The sequence below is a fragment of the Burkholderia sp. Ac-20349 genome (assembly GCF_017104865.1).
Lineage (GTDB): Bacteria > Pseudomonadota > Gammaproteobacteria > Burkholderiales > Burkholderiaceae > Burkholderia > Burkholderia aenigmatica.
The window spans coordinates 1-14,904 of record NZ_JAAGPM010000086.1 but is presented as its reverse complement, the minus strand read 5'-3'; the positions used below and the strand labels follow the sequence as shown (position 1 = coordinate 14,904).

Sequence of the window (14,904 nt, the reverse complement as noted above, 5' to 3'; positions counted from 1 at the left end):
CGCGGTGCGCGGCTTCGACGTCAGGCCGCCTTTGCGTCGAGCGCCGCGCGTGCGCAGGTCTCGTCGGTGACGAGCCCCGACAGCCAGCCGCCGCGCAATGCGGCGATCACCGCGTCGCGTTTCTTCGGGCCGCCGGCGAACGCGATCGTCGGGCGCTTCGGCGGCGTGGCGAGCGACACGCTCGTCACGCGCGCGCTCGTCGATACGGCGATCTGCGTGCCCTGCGCATCGATCGGCACGCCGAGCAGCTCGGCCACCGCGCCGAGCGCGGTCATCTCGTCGCGTTCCTGTTCGGTGATGAAGCCGTCCTCGTAGAGCGGGCAGTGCGGGCCGATGTTGCCGATCCCGACGAACGCGACGTCGGCCTTGCCCGACAGCGCCTCGACGATCCGGTACAGCCGGTGATTGCACCACTGCGCGCGCTCGGCATCGCTGTCGGCGAACAGCGGCGCGGGCAGCAGGAAGTGCTTGCTGCCGGTTTTCTCGGAGATGTACTGCGCGACGTCGTAGCGGTTCGACGAACCGTCGGCCGCGATCGCGCCGACCATCGACACGAGCCGATGCTGCGGCCGGTCGATCTGCGCGATCTGCGCGACCGCGGCTTTCAGCGTCCGGCCGCTGCTGACCGCGATGACCATCGGCCGCGTTTCGTTCAGGTAGCGCTCCATCACCTGCGCGCCGGCGACCGCGAGCTTGCGGTCGATCGCGTCGGGTGCATCGGCATCGACGGGCACGACTTCGCACATCGCGAGGCCGTAGCGCTTCGACAGCTGCGCGCCGAGATCGAGACAGTCGGCGAGCTGGTGGTCGACGCGGACGCGGATCAGGTTCTTCTCGACCGCGAATGCGACGAGGCGCTGCGCGACCGGACGCGACACCTGCAGCTTTTCCGCGATTTCGTTCTGCGTGTCGCCCGCGACGTAGTAGAGCCACGCGGCACGCGTGGCGAGATCGAGTTTTTCTGAGGACTTGGACACGATAGCGATTCGGTTTGGATCTGGGCGGGCCGCATGACGGCATCCACTGTACCGCATGTCGCGCCCCTGGCCGACGGCCGGCGCGCGTGACCTGCGGGCGCTTACGCGAGCCGTGCGCGCGACGGTTCGTACAGCGGCCGCACGTGGCGGTACAGTGCGCGGAACGCATCGAGGCGTTCGCGCAGCAGCGCATGGCGGGCGGCATCCGGCGCGTATTCGGCACGCACCGGCGGCTTGGTCAGCACCGCATGCGGGTCGCCGCCGACGGCCAGCCAGCCGAGCCGCGCCGCGCCGAGTGCCGCGCCCGTTTCGCCGCCGCCGTGCTGGCGCGTGCGCACGTTCAGCGCATCGGCGATCAGTTGCGCCCAGAACGCGCTGCGCGCGCCGCCGCCGATCAGCGACAGCTGGTCGGTTTCGACGCCGGCCGCATGCAGCGCGTCGAGGCCGTCGGCGAGGCCGAGCGTCACGCCTTCGAGCACCGCGTAGCCGAGATGCGCGCGTTCGGTCGCATGCGTCATCCCGAAGAACACGCCCTGCGCGTACGGATCGTTGTGCGGCGTGCGCTCGCCGGACAGATAGGGCAGGAACAGCGGGGCCGTCGCGAGCGTGTCCGTGTCGAGCGCTTCGACTTCGGCGAGCAGCGCGGGCTCGTCGGTGCCGGTCAGCTTGCAGACCCAGCGCAGGCAGCTCGCGGCCGACAGCACGACGCTCATCAATTGCCAGCGATCGGGAATCGCGTGGCAGAACGCATGCACGGCCGATGCGGAGTTCGGCATGAAGCGGTCGCCGACTACGCTCAGCACGCCCGACGTGCCGAGCGACACGAAGCCGTCGCCCGCGTGGATCGCGCCGATGCCGAGCGCGCTCGTCGCGTTGTCGCCGCCGCCGCCGGCCACCACGACGGCTTCCGACAGCCCGAGTTCGCGTGCGACATCCACGCGCAGCGTGCCGGACGGCGCATTGCCTTCGACGATGCGGGGCATCTGGTCGCGCGTCATCCCGCACGCGGCGAGCAGCGCGTCGGACCAGTCGCGGCGCGCGACGTCGAGCCACAGCGTGCCGGCCGCGTCGGAGGGATCGGACACCTTCGCGCCGGTCAGCCGGAACCGCAGGTAGTCCTTCGGCATCAGCACGCAGGCGGTCGCCGCGAACACGGCGGGTTCGTGCTTCGCGACCCACAGCAGTTTCGGCGCGGTGAAGCCCGGCATCGCGAGATTGCCCGCCAGCGTGTGGAGATCGGGCGCGCGTTCGGTGAGCAGCGCGCATTCGTCGGCGCAGCGCATGTCGTTCCACAGGATCGCGGGGCGCAGCACGCGATCGTCGCGGCCGAGCAGCACGGCGCCGTGCATCTGGCCCGACAGGCCGATGCCGCGCACGGCCGCGAATTCGTGCGGATGCCGCTCGCGCAGGCCGGCGAGCGCGGCGAGCGTACCTTGCCACCAGTCGTCCGGATGCTGTTCGGCCCAGCGCGGATGCGGCCGCGACACGGTGAACGGCGAGCCGGCGGTGCCGACGACCGTGCCGTCCGGGGCGAGCAGCAACACCTTCACTTCCGAGGTGCCGAGGTCGATGCCGAGATACATGAGCGATCCGTTCCGTCAGTGGGGAGTCGCTACTTTAGCCGCGCGGCCGTGCACGTGCCAAGGCAGGTTCGCCCGGATGCGCGTCAGCGTGCCGCGAGCCATGTGTCGACACGCCAGAGTCCGCCGCGCATGGCTTCGAACAGCGCCGCGTTGCCGGCGAGCGAGCCCCACAGCGCGCGGCTCGCGCATAGCGCGACGACCGGGTCGTCGGCCCCGACGATCGCCCGTGCGGCGCTTTCGTCCATCACGCCGTCCTGGTACGCGTACGGCAAGGTGCCGCGCGCCCAGCGTTCGAGAAAGCGCAGGAACAGCGCGGGCAATACGGCGGTGGCGACCGGCGCCGCGCCGCGTGCGAACGATTCGACCAGCGTCGGCGCGATGAAGCCGGGGATCTTCGAGAAACCGTCGGCCGCGACGCGCTGGTTCGTGTCGAGCACGTACGGGTTGCCGAAGCGTTCGAGCACGACGTCGCGGTAGCGTGCGAGATCGAGCGGGCTCGGCGTGAGGCACGGGATCACGTCCTGCGTCACGTAGTCGTGCGCGAAGCGGCGGATCGCCGCGTCATGCGTGCCTTCGTGGATATACGTGTGGCCCGCGAGCGTGCCGGCCCACGCGATGCAGCTGTGCGTTGCGTTGAGGATACGGATCTTCGCTTCCTCGTACGGGTGTACATCGTCGACGAGTTCGGCGCCAGCCAGCTCCCAGCGCGGCCGGCCGGCCGCGAAGCGGTCCTCGATCACCCACTGGATGAACGATTCGCCCATCACGGGGCACGCGTCGTCGAAGCCGGTGGCCGCCAGCACGCGCTCGCGCACGTCGGCGGTCGGGCGCGGCGTGATGCGATCGACCATCGCGCTCGGCGTGGCGACGTTCGCATCGAACCACGCGAGCAGGTCGGCCTGCCCGCGCCGTTCGAGGAATTCGCGCATGCCCGCGCGAAAGCGCGCGCCGTTGTTGCGCAGGTTGTCGCAGCTCTGCAGCGTGAGCGGGCCCGCGCCGCGCTTCACGCGTTCGGCGAGCAGCGCGGCGAGCGCGCCGTACAGCGTCGTGCGTGCACCCTGCAGGTCGGCCGCGAGATCGGCGTTCGCGACGTCGAGCCGGTTGTGTTCGTCGAGGTAGTAGCCGCCTTCGGTGACGGTGAACGACACGATCCGGCACGCCGGATCGGCGCCGGCGTCGATCAGCGCGGCGAGATCGATCGACCACGGCAGCACGCGCGTGATCGCGCGGATCGTCTCGTACGCGCGCTCGCCTTGCGGCGTGACGGTTTCGAGCGTGTAGGCGCCGTGCTGCGCGGCGAGCGCGTCCATTGTCGCGTGCATGTCGTCGCGGATGTTGCCGACGGTCAGCGACCAGCGCGCGTCGGCCGGGACGACCGCGTTCACGCGATGCAGATACCACGCCTGGTGCGCGCGGTGAAACGAGCCCGCGCCGATGTGCAGCAGCACGGGCGTGCGGGCGGAGGGCGATTCGGTCATCAGAATTTTCTCCGAGAAACCCCGCCATTTCGCCGAAGGGCACTTCCTTCGGGGCGGATAGCGGGAAGGAAAGGCGTGCTGTTGACAGGCAGCTTCGTCCACGGGTTAGGATCACCGGCATGATCCTTGTCTACCGCTATCGCGTGAAGTCGCTCAATGGGCTGCTCAACAAGCAGAGCCGTGCGGTGAACTACGTCTGGAACTTCTGCAACGACACGCAGAAGCACGCGCTCAAGTGGGGCAAGAAGTGTCCTACAGGATTCGACCTGAACGTGCTGACGACCGGCAGCAGCAAGGAACTCGGTATTCACTCCGGCACGGTCAATGCGACGTGCGAGCAATACGCGAAGTCGCGCAGTCAGCACCGTCGGCCCTACCTGCGCTATCGGGGCAGGAAGTCGCTCGGCTGGGTGCCGATGAAGGGCCGAGACCTGAAGCGTGAAGGCGATGCGTTCCGCTTTGCCGGCAACACGTTTCGCGTGTTCAACAGTCGACCGCTTCCCGGAGGCAGGATCAAGGACGGAACCAACTTTGCGCAGGATGCACGCGGCAACTGGTTTCTGAACATCGTGATCGAGATGCCGGATGTGCAGGCCCGCCCGATCCGTTCCGGCGTCGGCATCGATCTCGGCCTGAAAGACTTCGCCACACTTTCGACCGGCGAGAAGTTGCCGAATGACCGGTTCGGCCGACGCGCGGCGGAAAAGCTCGCGAAAGCGCAGCGGGCGCGAAAGCACAAGCGGCATATCGCGAAGTTGCACGCCAAGGTGGCGAACGCCCGTGCCGATTTCCAACACAAGCTCGCGCTCGATCTGGTGCGGCGTTTCGATTACATCGCGGTCGGCAACGTGTCGGCCGCGAAGCTCGCCAGAACCAGGATGGCGAAGAGCGTCTACGACGCATCCTGGTCGTCTTTCCGGGACAAACTCCGTTAGAAAGCGATCGCGCACGGAGCCACGTTCGAGGAAGTCGACGAAAGCGGTTCGACCCAGTCCTGTTCGTCGTGCGGGTCGAAAGACAGCACGACGCGGCCGAAAGGTATCGCGGGACTGCGAGTAAGAGAGTGGGCCTGCAGTGACTGTGGTGTCGAGCATGATCGAGATACCAACGCTGCGTTGAACATTCTCCGATGCGGACGTGCATCGCCAGATGTGGGAATCCTCCGCCTTTAGGCGGAGGAGGACGTCAACCGGTGTCTCCTGTTGCGATCATTGCTGTCGAATACGATCATTTGCTCTACGTGTGAGCGAATGATCGTATTCGGGCGAGCGAAAGTCAAGGCGGGGAAACGGCATTTCGATGGTGCGCTGCGGCGGCGCGCGGGCCGGGCGGCGCGGGGAGGGTGCGAACGGGCGGCCGGCGCGGCAAGCGCCGTCAGCGTCCTTCGCGCGTCAACGCGACGAGTTCCTCGAGCAGCTTGCCAGCGGGCCCCGGCAGGATGCCGTGACGGCGCCGGAACGCGGTGAGCGTGCGCACCGCGACGACCTCGCGCACGGGCAGCGTGTCGATCGTGCCGGCCCGCTGCTCGGCGCCGTACATCGGCTCGGCCATCCAGCTCAGGAAGCCGGCATGCGCGACGAGGCTCTTCAATGTCGTGACCGAGCGCGTCTCGACCGCGATGTCGGGCAGCGCGAGCCCGTGCGCGTCGAAGGTCGCGCGCATGTGGTCGAACGGCGCGGTGCCGCGCGGCGGAATCGCCCAGCGCGCGTGCAGCGTGTCGGCGAGCGTCGGCGCGCGGCCGAGCGCGCGCAGTGGATGGTGCGGCGCCGCAACGATATGGCTGCGATCTTCCCAGCGGCACTCGGGAATCGCGACGATCTCGTCGGTGTCGGGCCCGTGCGCGGACAGCGCGAGATCGATCTCGTGCTTGTTCAGCCCTTCGGCGAGCCGGTCCCACACGCCTTCGATGATCTCGACGCGCAGGTTCGGCCAGCGGTCGAGCACGCGGCCCACCGCGACCGGCAGCACGAGGCTCGCGATGCTGCCCACGGTACCGACCTTGATCGTGCCCTTCGCGAACCCGCGCATCGCGTCGAGCTCCTCGCGCGCGTGCTCGGCCTCGTGCTGCAGCAGCGTCGCGTGCGGCAGCAGCGCCTCGCCGAACGCGGTGAGCTGCACGCCCTTCGAGTGACGCTCGAACAAGGGCGCGCCGACCTGGTCCTCGAGCCGCTTCAGGATCCGGCTCAGTGCCGGTTGCGTCACGTGCAGCGCGTCGGCGGCGCGGCCGAGGCTGCCGCACGCGACGATCGTCGTGAAGGCGCGCAATTGTCGGAGATCGAAAGTCATGCCGGAATGTAATGGCTTATCGCAGAAAATACAGTATCCGAGAATGGGTTGCGCTTCGATACTGTGGAAACCGCCAAGCCACCGAGGAGCGCCGAGCATGTCCGGCCATTCGTCCCCTTCCGCCGCATCGATCACCGTTCGCGATGCGATGATCGACCTGCTTCGCCAGTTCGGCATCGACCGCGTGTTCGGCAATCCCGGCTCGACCGAGCTGCCGATGTTCCGCGACTTCCCCGACGATTTCCGCTACGTGCTCGGTTTGCATGAAGCCGTCGTGGTCGGGATGGCCGACGGCCATGCGCAGGCCACCGGCAATGCGGCGGTCGTCAACCTGCATTCGGCGGCCGGCGTCGGCAACGCGATGGGCAATCTGTTCACCGCCTTCAAGAACCGCACGCCGCTGATCGTCACCGCGGGCCAGCAGGCACGCGCGATCCTGCCGTTCGACCCGTTCCTCGGCGCGACGCAGGCTGCCGAGCTGCCGAAGCCGTACGTGAAATGGAGCATCGAGCCCGCGCGCGCGCAGGACGTGCCGGCCGCGATCGCGCGTGCGTACCGCATCGCGATGCAGGAACCGCGCGGCCCCGTGTTCGTGTCGATCCCGGTCGACGACTGGGATCAACCGGCCGAGCTGCTGCCGCGCCGCGACGTCAGCAGCGTCGTGCGGCCCGATCCCGATGCGCTCGCACGGCTCGGCGACGCGCTCGACACCGCGCGGCGTCCCGCGTTCGTGGTCGGTGCGGCCGTCGATCGCGCCGGTGCGTGGGACGAGGTCGTGCGGCTCGCCGAGCGGCACCGGGCACGCGTGTACGTCGCGCCGATGTCGGGGCGCTGCAGTTTCCCCGAGGACCATCCGCTGTTCGCCGGTTTCCTGCCCGCGATCCGCGAGAAGATCGTCGCGCGGCTCGACGGGCACGACCTCGTGTTCGCGTTCGGCGCCCCCGCATTCACCTATCACATCGAGGGCTTCGGCCCGCACGTGCCGCCCGGTGCGACGCTCGTCGCGGACGGCGGCGCGATGGTCGTCGACGTGCCGACGCTCGCGTTCGACAAGCTTTGATGTGCGCGGGTGCGCCGCTCGCGTGACGCACGCGTCGCGGGCGGCGTTTTCGTACACGTCCTCCTGCCCGCCACCGCTCGCCTGCGCACCCGCCGCCGCGCGCGCGCCGCACCGCCCGCTCAGTTCCCGCCCGCGAAAATCCGCTACCATCGACCGATCCCGCCGCCCCGCCCGGCACCGCCTCACGGTTCGAACCTCGATGAACATCCGGTTTCTTGAAACCTTCGTCTGGCTCGCGAAGCTGGAAAACTTCCGGCTCACCGCCGAAAAACTGCACACGACGCAGGCCGCCGTATCGAGCCGCATCGCGTCGCTCGAGGAAGCGTTCGACGTGCGCCTGTTCGACCGCAACACGCGCTCGGCCACGCTCACGCCCGCGGGCCGGCGCATGCTCGCGTACGCGGAGCGGATCGTGCGGCTCGACGGCGAAATGCGCCGCGACATCGATGCGGCGAGCGACGCGGGCCTGATCCGGATCGGCGTGATCGAATCGATCGTGCACAGCTGGTTCCCCGCGCTGATGGCACAACTGCGCGAGCGCTATCCGCGCCTCGACGTCGAGATCACGAGCGATACCACGCTGCACCTGATCCGCCTGCTCAGCACCGACGGCGTCGACCTGATCCTGCAGACCGACCCGGTGCCGGGCTCCGATTTCACGAACCTGCCGCTGTGCGAATTCCCGGTGCGCTGGGCGGCCAGCCCGCGCCTCGGGCTCGGCGGCCAGGCGCTCGACGTCGCGCGCCTGGCCGAATTCCCGATCATCAGCTTCTCGCGCCACTCGGGGCCGCACGCGACGATCGAGCGCCTGTTCGCGGCAGTCGAGCGGCCGGCCAGCATCAACTGCATCACGTCGGTCGCCGCGATGATCCGCCTCGTCGCCGACGGCTTCGGCGTGGCCGCGTTACCGCCCGCGATCATCGGGCGCGAGCTGCACGAAGGTGCGCTCGAACTGCTCGACGTCGATCCCGAATTCCCCGCGCTGCCGCTCGTCGCGACGTACCGCAGCCAGGGCCAGCCGGTGGCCGCGCGCATCGCGGAACTGGCCAGCGAAGTCGCGCGCGCGATGTCGGCCGCCGCGAATCACGCAAGGCCGGCGGCAGCGGTCACGCCCGATAGCGTCGACAAACCACCCGCCCGTCCCGCGACGAAAACGAAAGCCAAGGCGCCGGCTAAAGCGAAGCGCACGACGCCATCCGCACCGCCCGCCACGCCCCCCGCGAAACGCCGCCCGCGCCGCTCATAAGAAAACCTGTTCACCGCGAATTTGTTTTCTTGTTGGACGGGCGCGGCCCGTCTTCGGGAAACTGCGGTTCCTGACACCCCCCGTCACGAGGAACCCCGCGATGACCCGCCTTTCCCTTCCGCACGGCCAACTCTGCGTCTGGACGGATATCGACCCCGCGCACGAAGCCGATTTCAACGCGTGGTACGACCGCGAGCACATGCAGGAACGTGTCGCGATTCCCGGCTTCACGCATGCACGGCGCTTTCGCGCGACCGATCGCGGCCCGCGCAAGTACCTCGCGCTGTATGTGACGGACGCGCTCGACGTGTTCCGCGGCGATGCGTACCGGCGTGCGTTCACGCAGCAGACCGCCTGGTCGCTCGCGAACTTCGAGCGCATGACGGGCACGCAGCGGCGCGTCGGCGAACTGACGATCGAGGCCGGCGATGGCGAAGGCGCGCATCTCGCACTGTTCGTGCTGCCGCCGGATCGCATCGACGTGCCGCAACTACGCGCGCGCTTCGACGACGTGCTGCACGAACCGGCCATCCACGCCGCGCGCCTCTTCCGCACCGCGCCCGATCTGTCCGCGCCGATCGGCGCCGACGCGGCTGCCCGCCCGGCCGCCGATGCGCTCGTGCTGATCGAAGGCAGCGATGCGGCCGCGACGCGACGCGTGGCCGCCACGCTCGCCGGGCATGACGACGTGCGCACCTTCGACCTGCTGTGGCGCGCCGCCGCGCCGTTGCATGCGGTAGGCGACGACGTCGAAACCGAGCCCGCTGGCGCTGCCGCCGCCCTGCCGGCCTGATCGCCCACGCCGTCCGCACCGGATGCGCGATGCACACCCGCGCATCGGCCCGGCGTTTCATCCCGTTCCCCGTCACGACATGCCCGACACCATGAGCACTCTCGCCCAGCCCGCCGCCCACGCGCCCCGCCGCGTCCGCAACAGCCGACTCGCGACCGCGAGCATGATCGGCACGTCGCTCGAGTGGTACGACTTCACGATCTACAACACGCTCGCCGCGCTCGTCTTCAATCACCTGTTCTTTCCGTCGGTCGATCCGCTGGCCGGCACGATCCTCGCGTTCTCGACCTATGCGGTCGGCTACGTATCGCGCCCGCTCGGCGGTTTCGTGTTCGGCAATCTCGGCGACCGCATCGGCCGCCGCGCGGTGCTGATGCTCACGCTCGTGCTGATGGGCGTGACGACCGCGCTGATGGGCGCGCTGCCGACCTACGCGCAGGCCGGCATCCTGAGTCCGATCCTGCTCGTCGCGCTGCGCTTCGTGCAGGGCGTCGCGCTCGGCGGCGAATGGGCCGGCGCGGTGCTGCTGTCGGTCGAGCACGGCGACCAGAAACGGCGTGGGCTGTCCGCATCGTGGACGCAGATCGGCCCGTCGTTCGGCACGCTGCTCGGCACCGGCTGCATCGCGCTCGTGACGCTGTCGACCACGTCGGGTGACTTCCTGTCATGGGGTTGGCGCGTGCCGTTCGCGGCCAGCGCGCTGCTCGTCGTGTTCGGTTTCTGGCTGCGGCGCGGCGTCGACGAAACGCCGCAGTTCGAGCAGCTCGCCGAATCGCACGCGACCGCCGAGGTGCCCGTCGCCGACGTGCTGAAATACCACTGGAAGCGCCTGCTGATCGCGGGCGGTTCGCGAATCGGCTCGGACGTGCTGTATGCGCTGATCGTCGTGTTCACGCTGACCTACGTGACAACCGTGCTGCATCTGTCGCGCCCCGTCGCCCTGACGGCCGTGATGATCGGCACGGCCTGCAACGCGCTCGCGGTGCCGTTCTTCGGCGCGCTGTCGGACCGCTTCGGCCGCCGGCCCGTGTATCTCGCCGGCGCGCTCGCCGGCATCGTGTGGGCGTTCGTGTTCTTCACGCTGCTCGATTCGGCGCGCCCGGGCGCGATCGTCGCGGCCGTCGCGATCGGCCTCGTGATCCATGCGGTGATGTACGGCCCGCAGGGCGCGTTCGTGACCGAACAGTTCCCGACCCGCGTGCGCTATGCGGGCTCGTCGCTCGCGTACACGCTGGCCGGCATCGTCGGCGGCGGCTTTGCACCGCTCGTGATCGCCGCGCTGTTCCGGCAGACGGGCACGACGACGGCCGTATCGCTGTATGTCGCCGCAGCGCTGGTCGTCACGTCGATCGCGCTCCTCGCCGCGCGCGAAACCGCGCACCAGCCGCTCGCGGATTGAACGTCGCCGCCAGCCGTTTCATTCCTTCGTACTTCAAACGGATACCCGCATGCAAACCCTGTCGTTCAACGTGATGTCCCGGCAACACGCGCCGGCCGCCGTCGAGGTCGAGATCGAACGCGTCGTGATCGCCGGCTGGGCCGGCCGCGATCCGGCCGCGATCCGCGCGCATATCGACGAACTCGCGGCGCTCGGCGTCGCACCGCCATCGACCACGCCGTGCTTCTATCGCGTGTCGGCCGCACTGCTCACGCAGGCGCCGTCGATCGGCGTGCTCGGCGCGCGCTCGGGCGGCGAGGTCGAATGCGTGCTGGTCGACAGCCCGGCCGGCACGCTCGTGACCGTCGGCTCCGATCATACGGATCGCGAAGTCGAAGCCTACGGCGTCGCGGTGTCGAAGCAGGTGTGCGCGAAACCGCTCGGCCGCGACGCGTGGCTTTACGCGGAAGTCGCAGATCACTGGGATGCGATCGAGATGCGTTCGTGGCTGATCTCGCGCGATGGCGAGCGGACCGCATACCAGCACGGCGCGGTGAGCGGCCTGCTCGCGCCCGACGTGCTGTGGCAACGCTTCGACGACCGCCGCACGATGCCCGCGCGCGGCGCGATGTATGGCGGCACGGTCGCCGTGCATGGCACGATCGCGGCGATGGGCGACGGCGATGCGTTCGAGATGGAACTGCACGATCCGGTGCTCGGGCGCAGCCTTCGGCACCGCTACGCGGTGGAGGTGTTGCCGGTCGTCGCGTGACGGGCCATGAGCCATCGCGCGGCACATGGGCGCGACCGCTGTCTGTCGCCGCGCGTGTCCCTGCCGGTACGGCTAAAAGCAGTGATAGTCCGGGAAGTTGAACTGTGAGTTGCCGCAATACAGCACACCGACCAGGTTGGTGCACCCGCTCAATGCAAACATGATTGCCCCCACAACCGACACTTTCCATCCGATATGCAACATGGCGCCCCCGTTTTCGCTGTTTCGACGTTGACCGCCATGATGCGCATCGGACGCGCCCGGTTATGTGGAAAATTGTTGTCGCGCGGGTTCCGCGGTTCGCGATGACGCGTTTCCCGTGCCCGGGCGCAGCCCGCGGCACGGGTAGGCGGACGACGGGTCGCCGGTCCTCGCGCAAGCGATGACGGCGGCCGCGGAGCGCGCCGCCGCCCGTCACGCCTTGAACGTGACCCACGGCTTCAACCGGACCGCGCTGCGAATGAGGCCGGCCTGCTCCTGCGCGTCGATCACGGGCCCGATCGGCTTGTAGGCTTCCGGCGCTTCCTCGATACGACGCTCGTCGCGCAGCGTGACGCAGCGCCACGTGCCCGGCGCCTGCTCCGTGCGCATCCGCCGCACCGCCTGCCGGCGCACGCTGCGGCCGGCGCCGTGGCTGCACGACCATAGCCAGTCCGGATGGCCGAGCCCCGTCGCGAGAAACGACGCATCGCCCATCGATCCGGGAATCAGCGCGAGATCGCCGTCGCGGGCGGGCGTCGCCCCCTTGCGATGGATGTTCATCCCGTCTTCGCGCAGCACGACGTTGTGCGGCACGTCGACCACCAGCGCCGAGCGGGTCTCGCCGGTAAGCTCCGCCAGTTCCTTGCGCACCATCTCGGCCAGCACGACACGGTTGAGCCACGCATAGCGCGCGGCCGTGCCCATCGCGACGAGGTATTCGCGCGCCAGTTCGCCGGAAAGGCCGTACAGGCCGCTTTCCGGATGCCTGACGCCCGCCGGCCACGCCGCGCGCGCCCGGTCCATCCAGCGGCGCCCGACGTAGAAACCGACATCGCGCGACCCGCTGTGGATCATCACGACGACATCGTCCTTCGCAAGTCCCGCACGGTAGGCCGCATGCCGGTCGAACACTTCGTCGACCACCTGCAGTTCGACGAAATGATTGCCCGCCCCGGGGGTGCCGAGGCAAGGATCGCGGAATACCTCGCGCGACCCGACGTGTGCGTCCGGCGCGTATTTCGCGCTGCCGTCGAACCGGTCGAGGCCGATGCACGCCGACAGTTCGTCGATGAGCCGGTCGCGGTCGACGTGCTGCCAGAGCCCCTGCGGCGCAACGCGATCGACGAATGCCGCCGGGCCCGCATCGAACAGCGCGCGGAATGCGTCGCTGCCGACCGGCACGTCGCGCCGGTCCGCGAGAATCGCGCGCGTCAGCCGCTCGACGAGCGCCGTCTCGAACGGCGCGAGCGCCGACCGCTTGAGGCCCGTGGTGACGAGACGCATGCCGCAATTGATATCGGTGCCGATCGCGGCGGGAATCACGAACGCGTCGTCGGTCGCGACGATCGAACCGACCGGCGCGACCCCGCCCGGATGAAAATCGGGCGTCGCGCACGCCTTGCACACGCCCAGATGACCCTCCGGCGAACGGACGGCCGCGAACGCGAGCAACTGCTGGACGGCCTTCTCCTCGAGCGGGAGCGAAGCGGGCAACAGGACGGATGCCTGCGTCAGTTCATTGCGCAGGTGATAGATGCCGGCGTGATAGTCGACATGGATGCCTTGCCGTTGCAAGGCCTTTTTTAAGCGAGGAAGAGTAGACATCGCTGCTGGAAATGAAAAAGGTACGACGCGACCTCCGGCCTTGCGGCGGTCGTGGGTACCTTCCTGCAGCAGCGTCGAGGAAGGGAGCGCGGATCATAGCAGAACGCGATTCCGTTCGCGACCGCCGTTGCTCAGTTGAGACATCCGAGCCCCGCCAGCGTCGCCTCCACCGCCGCGTCGAGCGGCGTCACCGGCTCGCGGCCGAGCACCGCGGTCACCCGCGTGTTGTCGAGCCGGATCGGCTCGCGCCACAGATAGCGCATCTCGAGCAATTCGCGCAGCGTCGTGACGAACGGCGCCGCCGCCCACACGAACCACCACGGGAACTTGCGCACCGTCGGCCGCAGCCCGTGCCGCTGCGCGACGCGGCGCACGGCCTCCGCCATCTGCGTGCCGTCCGCGTCCCAATGGCCGCCGAGATGAAAGCGCGCGAACGGCTCCAGCGTGTCGCGCCGCTCGATCAGCTCGACCATCGAGCGCGCGGCGTCCGGCACATACGACCATTGATGCCCGATGCCGTTCCGCCCCGGCACGCTGATGGCCGCAACCGGCTGCCCGGCCTTGACGAACCCCGCCGCGAACCAGCTGTTGCCGGTGAGCTTCGGCCCGAAGAAATCGCCGGCACGCACGATGATCGTCCGGACGCCCTGCCCGGCCGCATCCTGCAGCCGGCGCTCCAGCTCGACGCGGATCGCGCCCTTGCGTGTCGACGGATGCTGCGGCGCATCTTCGACCAGCACCGGAAATGCATCGGCGCCGTAGTTGTAGACGGTGCCCGGCAGCACGACGGTGGCCTGCTCCGCCTTCGCCGCCGCGATCGTGTTGTCGATCATCGGCAGTACCTGCCCGGCCCAGTTCCGATAGCCGGGCGGATTCACCGCGTGCACGATCACGCTGCAGCCGCGCGCGGCCCGGACGACCGCGTCGCGGTCCATCGCGTCGCCGCGCATCCACGCGATGCCGTCGCGCTCCACGACCTCGGCGTCGAGCCCGCGCTTCAACCCACGCACCTGCCAGCCCGCATCGCGCAACTGCCGCGCGACTTCCCCGCCAATCCCGCCGCTCGCGCCGAGCACGAGTGCCTGTCGTTGGGTCCCGCCTGCGTGGGTCGTCATTGCCGCTCTCCTTGAATGAACTTCCGTGATGACACGCATTCTGGCGCGCCTTCAGCTATCAAGGAATTGCCGAACCTGATGGATCAGCTATACATTTCTGCATGACCACCGATCTGAACTGGGAACGCTACCGCACCTTCCTCGCCGTGCTGACGGAGGGCTCGTTGTCCGGCGCGGCCCGCGCGCTCGGCATCACGCAGCCGACGGCCGGCCGCCACGTCGCGGCGCTCGAGGCCGGGTTCGGCCATCATCTTCCGGTCGTTCGACCCGTCGCCCATCGCGCTCGCACGGCTCGGCTCGAGGCCGAGCGACGCGCAGGTTTCGCGCAGCAGGCGCGCCTTCACGTCGGCGTTGACGATCTCGCCGAGCACCTTGCCGGTCAGCTTGCCGTCGACGATCTCGAGCGTGTT

Annotated in this window: 10 protein-coding genes and 4 pseudogenes; 7 read left to right on the top strand and 7 right to left on the bottom strand. The window is 69.0% G+C overall.

The window, feature by feature from the left end; translation table 11 throughout:
- Positions 1–20: 20 nt before the first annotated feature.
- From G3N61_RS25160 to dalD, 3 genes are all read right to left on the bottom strand, one after another.
- Complete coding sequence (locus G3N61_RS25160; protein WP_089451190.1) at positions 21–1,034, bottom strand: sugar-binding transcriptional regulator; 1,014 nt, start codon at positions 1,032–1,034, stop codon at positions 21–23.
- Between the two features lie 44 nt (positions 1,035–1,078).
- A complete protein-coding gene (gene xylB, locus G3N61_RS25155; protein WP_205823859.1) occupies positions 1,079–2,560 on the bottom strand; it encodes a xylulokinase in 1,482 nt (493 codons plus the stop codon).
- A gap of 83 nt (positions 2,561–2,643) precedes the next feature.
- Positions 2,644–4,038, bottom strand: coding sequence for a D-arabinitol 4-dehydrogenase (dalD, locus tag G3N61_RS25150; RefSeq protein WP_205823858.1), 1,395 nt, complete (start codon positions 4,036–4,038; stop codon positions 2,644–2,646).
- Positions 4,039–4,157: 119 nt separating this feature from the next.
- Between dalD and G3N61_RS25145 the strand changes: the two are divergent.
- Positions 4,158–5,210, top strand: a pseudogene (locus tag G3N61_RS25145) (transposase).
- Between the two features lie 202 nt (positions 5,211–5,412).
- Here G3N61_RS25145 and G3N61_RS25140 read toward each other — a convergent pair.
- Complete coding sequence (locus G3N61_RS25140; protein WP_043190134.1) at positions 5,413–6,324, bottom strand: LysR family transcriptional regulator; 912 nt, start codon at positions 6,322–6,324, stop codon at positions 5,413–5,415.
- A 97-nt stretch (positions 6,325–6,421) separates the two neighbouring features.
- On the opposite strand from G3N61_RS25140, the pseudogene mdlC reads away from it, so the two are divergent.
- The 5 genes and pseudogenes from mdlC to G3N61_RS25115 all read left to right on the top strand — a co-directional run.
- Positions 6,422–7,324, top strand: a pseudogene (gene mdlC, locus G3N61_RS25135) (benzoylformate decarboxylase); the annotation flags it as partial.
- A 259-nt stretch (positions 7,325–7,583) separates the two neighbouring features.
- The gene (locus G3N61_RS25130; protein ID WP_205823857.1) at positions 7,584–8,630 is read left to right on the top strand and encodes a LysR family transcriptional regulator; all 1,047 of its coding nucleotides are present in this window, start codon (positions 7,584–7,586) and stop codon (positions 8,628–8,630) included.
- A 100-nt stretch (positions 8,631–8,730) separates the two neighbouring features.
- On the top strand, positions 8,731–9,423 hold the full coding sequence (locus G3N61_RS25125; RefSeq protein ID WP_205823856.1) for a DUF4286 family protein: 693 nt from the start codon (positions 8,731–8,733) through the stop codon (positions 9,421–9,423).
- 79 nt (positions 9,424–9,502) lie between these two features.
- Positions 9,503–10,822, top strand: coding sequence for an MFS transporter (locus G3N61_RS25120; protein WP_089452464.1), 1,320 nt, complete (start codon positions 9,503–9,505; stop codon positions 10,820–10,822).
- A 49-nt stretch (positions 10,823–10,871) separates the two neighbouring features.
- Complete coding sequence (locus G3N61_RS25115; protein ID WP_205823855.1) at positions 10,872–11,573, top strand: DUF2848 domain-containing protein; 702 nt, start codon at positions 10,872–10,874, stop codon at positions 11,571–11,573.
- Positions 11,574–11,987: 414 nt separating this feature from the next.
- Here G3N61_RS25115 and G3N61_RS25110 read toward each other — a convergent pair whose 3' ends face one another.
- Positions 11,988–13,379, bottom strand: a complete 1,392-nt coding sequence (locus G3N61_RS25110) for an RtcB family protein (protein ID WP_205823854.1) — start codon at positions 13,377–13,379, stop codon at positions 11,988–11,990.
- A gap of 131 nt (positions 13,380–13,510) precedes the next feature.
- Entirely contained in the window at positions 13,511–14,494 is a 984-nt protein-coding gene (locus tag G3N61_RS25105) for an NAD-dependent epimerase/dehydratase family protein (protein ID WP_205823853.1), read from the bottom strand.
- A gap of 101 nt (positions 14,495–14,595) precedes the next feature.
- On the opposite strand from G3N61_RS25105, the pseudogene G3N61_RS40310 reads away from it, so the two are divergent.
- Positions 14,596–14,688: pseudogene (locus G3N61_RS40310) on the top strand (LysR family transcriptional regulator); the annotation flags it as partial.
- 36 nt (positions 14,689–14,724) lie between these two features.
- Here the strand turns inward: G3N61_RS40310 and G3N61_RS25095 are convergent.
- Positions 14,725–14,904, bottom strand: a pseudogene (locus G3N61_RS25095) (haloacid dehalogenase-like hydrolase); the annotation flags it as partial.

What these genes read in the sequence shown, in the direction of transcription:
- G3N61_RS25160 (WP_089451190.1), bottom strand. Translation starts at nt 1,034, where the DNA reads ATGCGGTACAGTGGATGCCGTCATGCGGCCCGCCCAGATCCAAACCGA.
- G3N61_RS25130 (WP_205823857.1), top strand. Translation starts at nt 7,584, where the DNA reads ATGAACATCCGGTTTCTTGAAACCTTCGTCTGGCTCGCGAAGCTGGAA.
- G3N61_RS25110 (WP_205823854.1), bottom strand. Translation starts at nt 13,379, where the DNA reads ATGTCTACTCTTCCTCGCTTAAAAAAGGCCTTGCAACGGCAAGGCATC.
- dalD (WP_205823858.1), bottom strand. Translation starts at nt 4,038, where the DNA reads ATGACCGAATCGCCCTCCGCCCGCACGCCCGTGCTGCTGCACATCGGC.
- G3N61_RS25125 (WP_205823856.1), top strand. Translation starts at nt 8,731, where the DNA reads ATGACCCGCCTTTCCCTTCCGCACGGCCAACTCTGCGTCTGGACGGAT.
- G3N61_RS25120 (WP_089452464.1), top strand. Translation starts at nt 9,503, where the DNA reads ATGCCCGACACCATGAGCACTCTCGCCCAGCCCGCCGCCCACGCGCCC.
- G3N61_RS25115 (WP_205823855.1), top strand. Translation starts at nt 10,872, where the DNA reads ATGCAAACCCTGTCGTTCAACGTGATGTCCCGGCAACACGCGCCGGCC.
- xylB (WP_205823859.1), bottom strand. Translation starts at nt 2,560, where the DNA reads ATGTATCTCGGCATCGACCTCGGCACCTCGGAAGTGAAGGTGTTGCTG.
- G3N61_RS25140 (WP_043190134.1), bottom strand. Translation starts at nt 6,324, where the DNA reads ATGACTTTCGATCTCCGACAATTGCGCGCCTTCACGACGATCGTCGCG.
- G3N61_RS25105 (WP_205823853.1), bottom strand. Translation starts at nt 14,494, where the DNA reads ATGACGACCCACGCAGGCGGGACCCAACGACAGGCACTCGTGCTCGGC.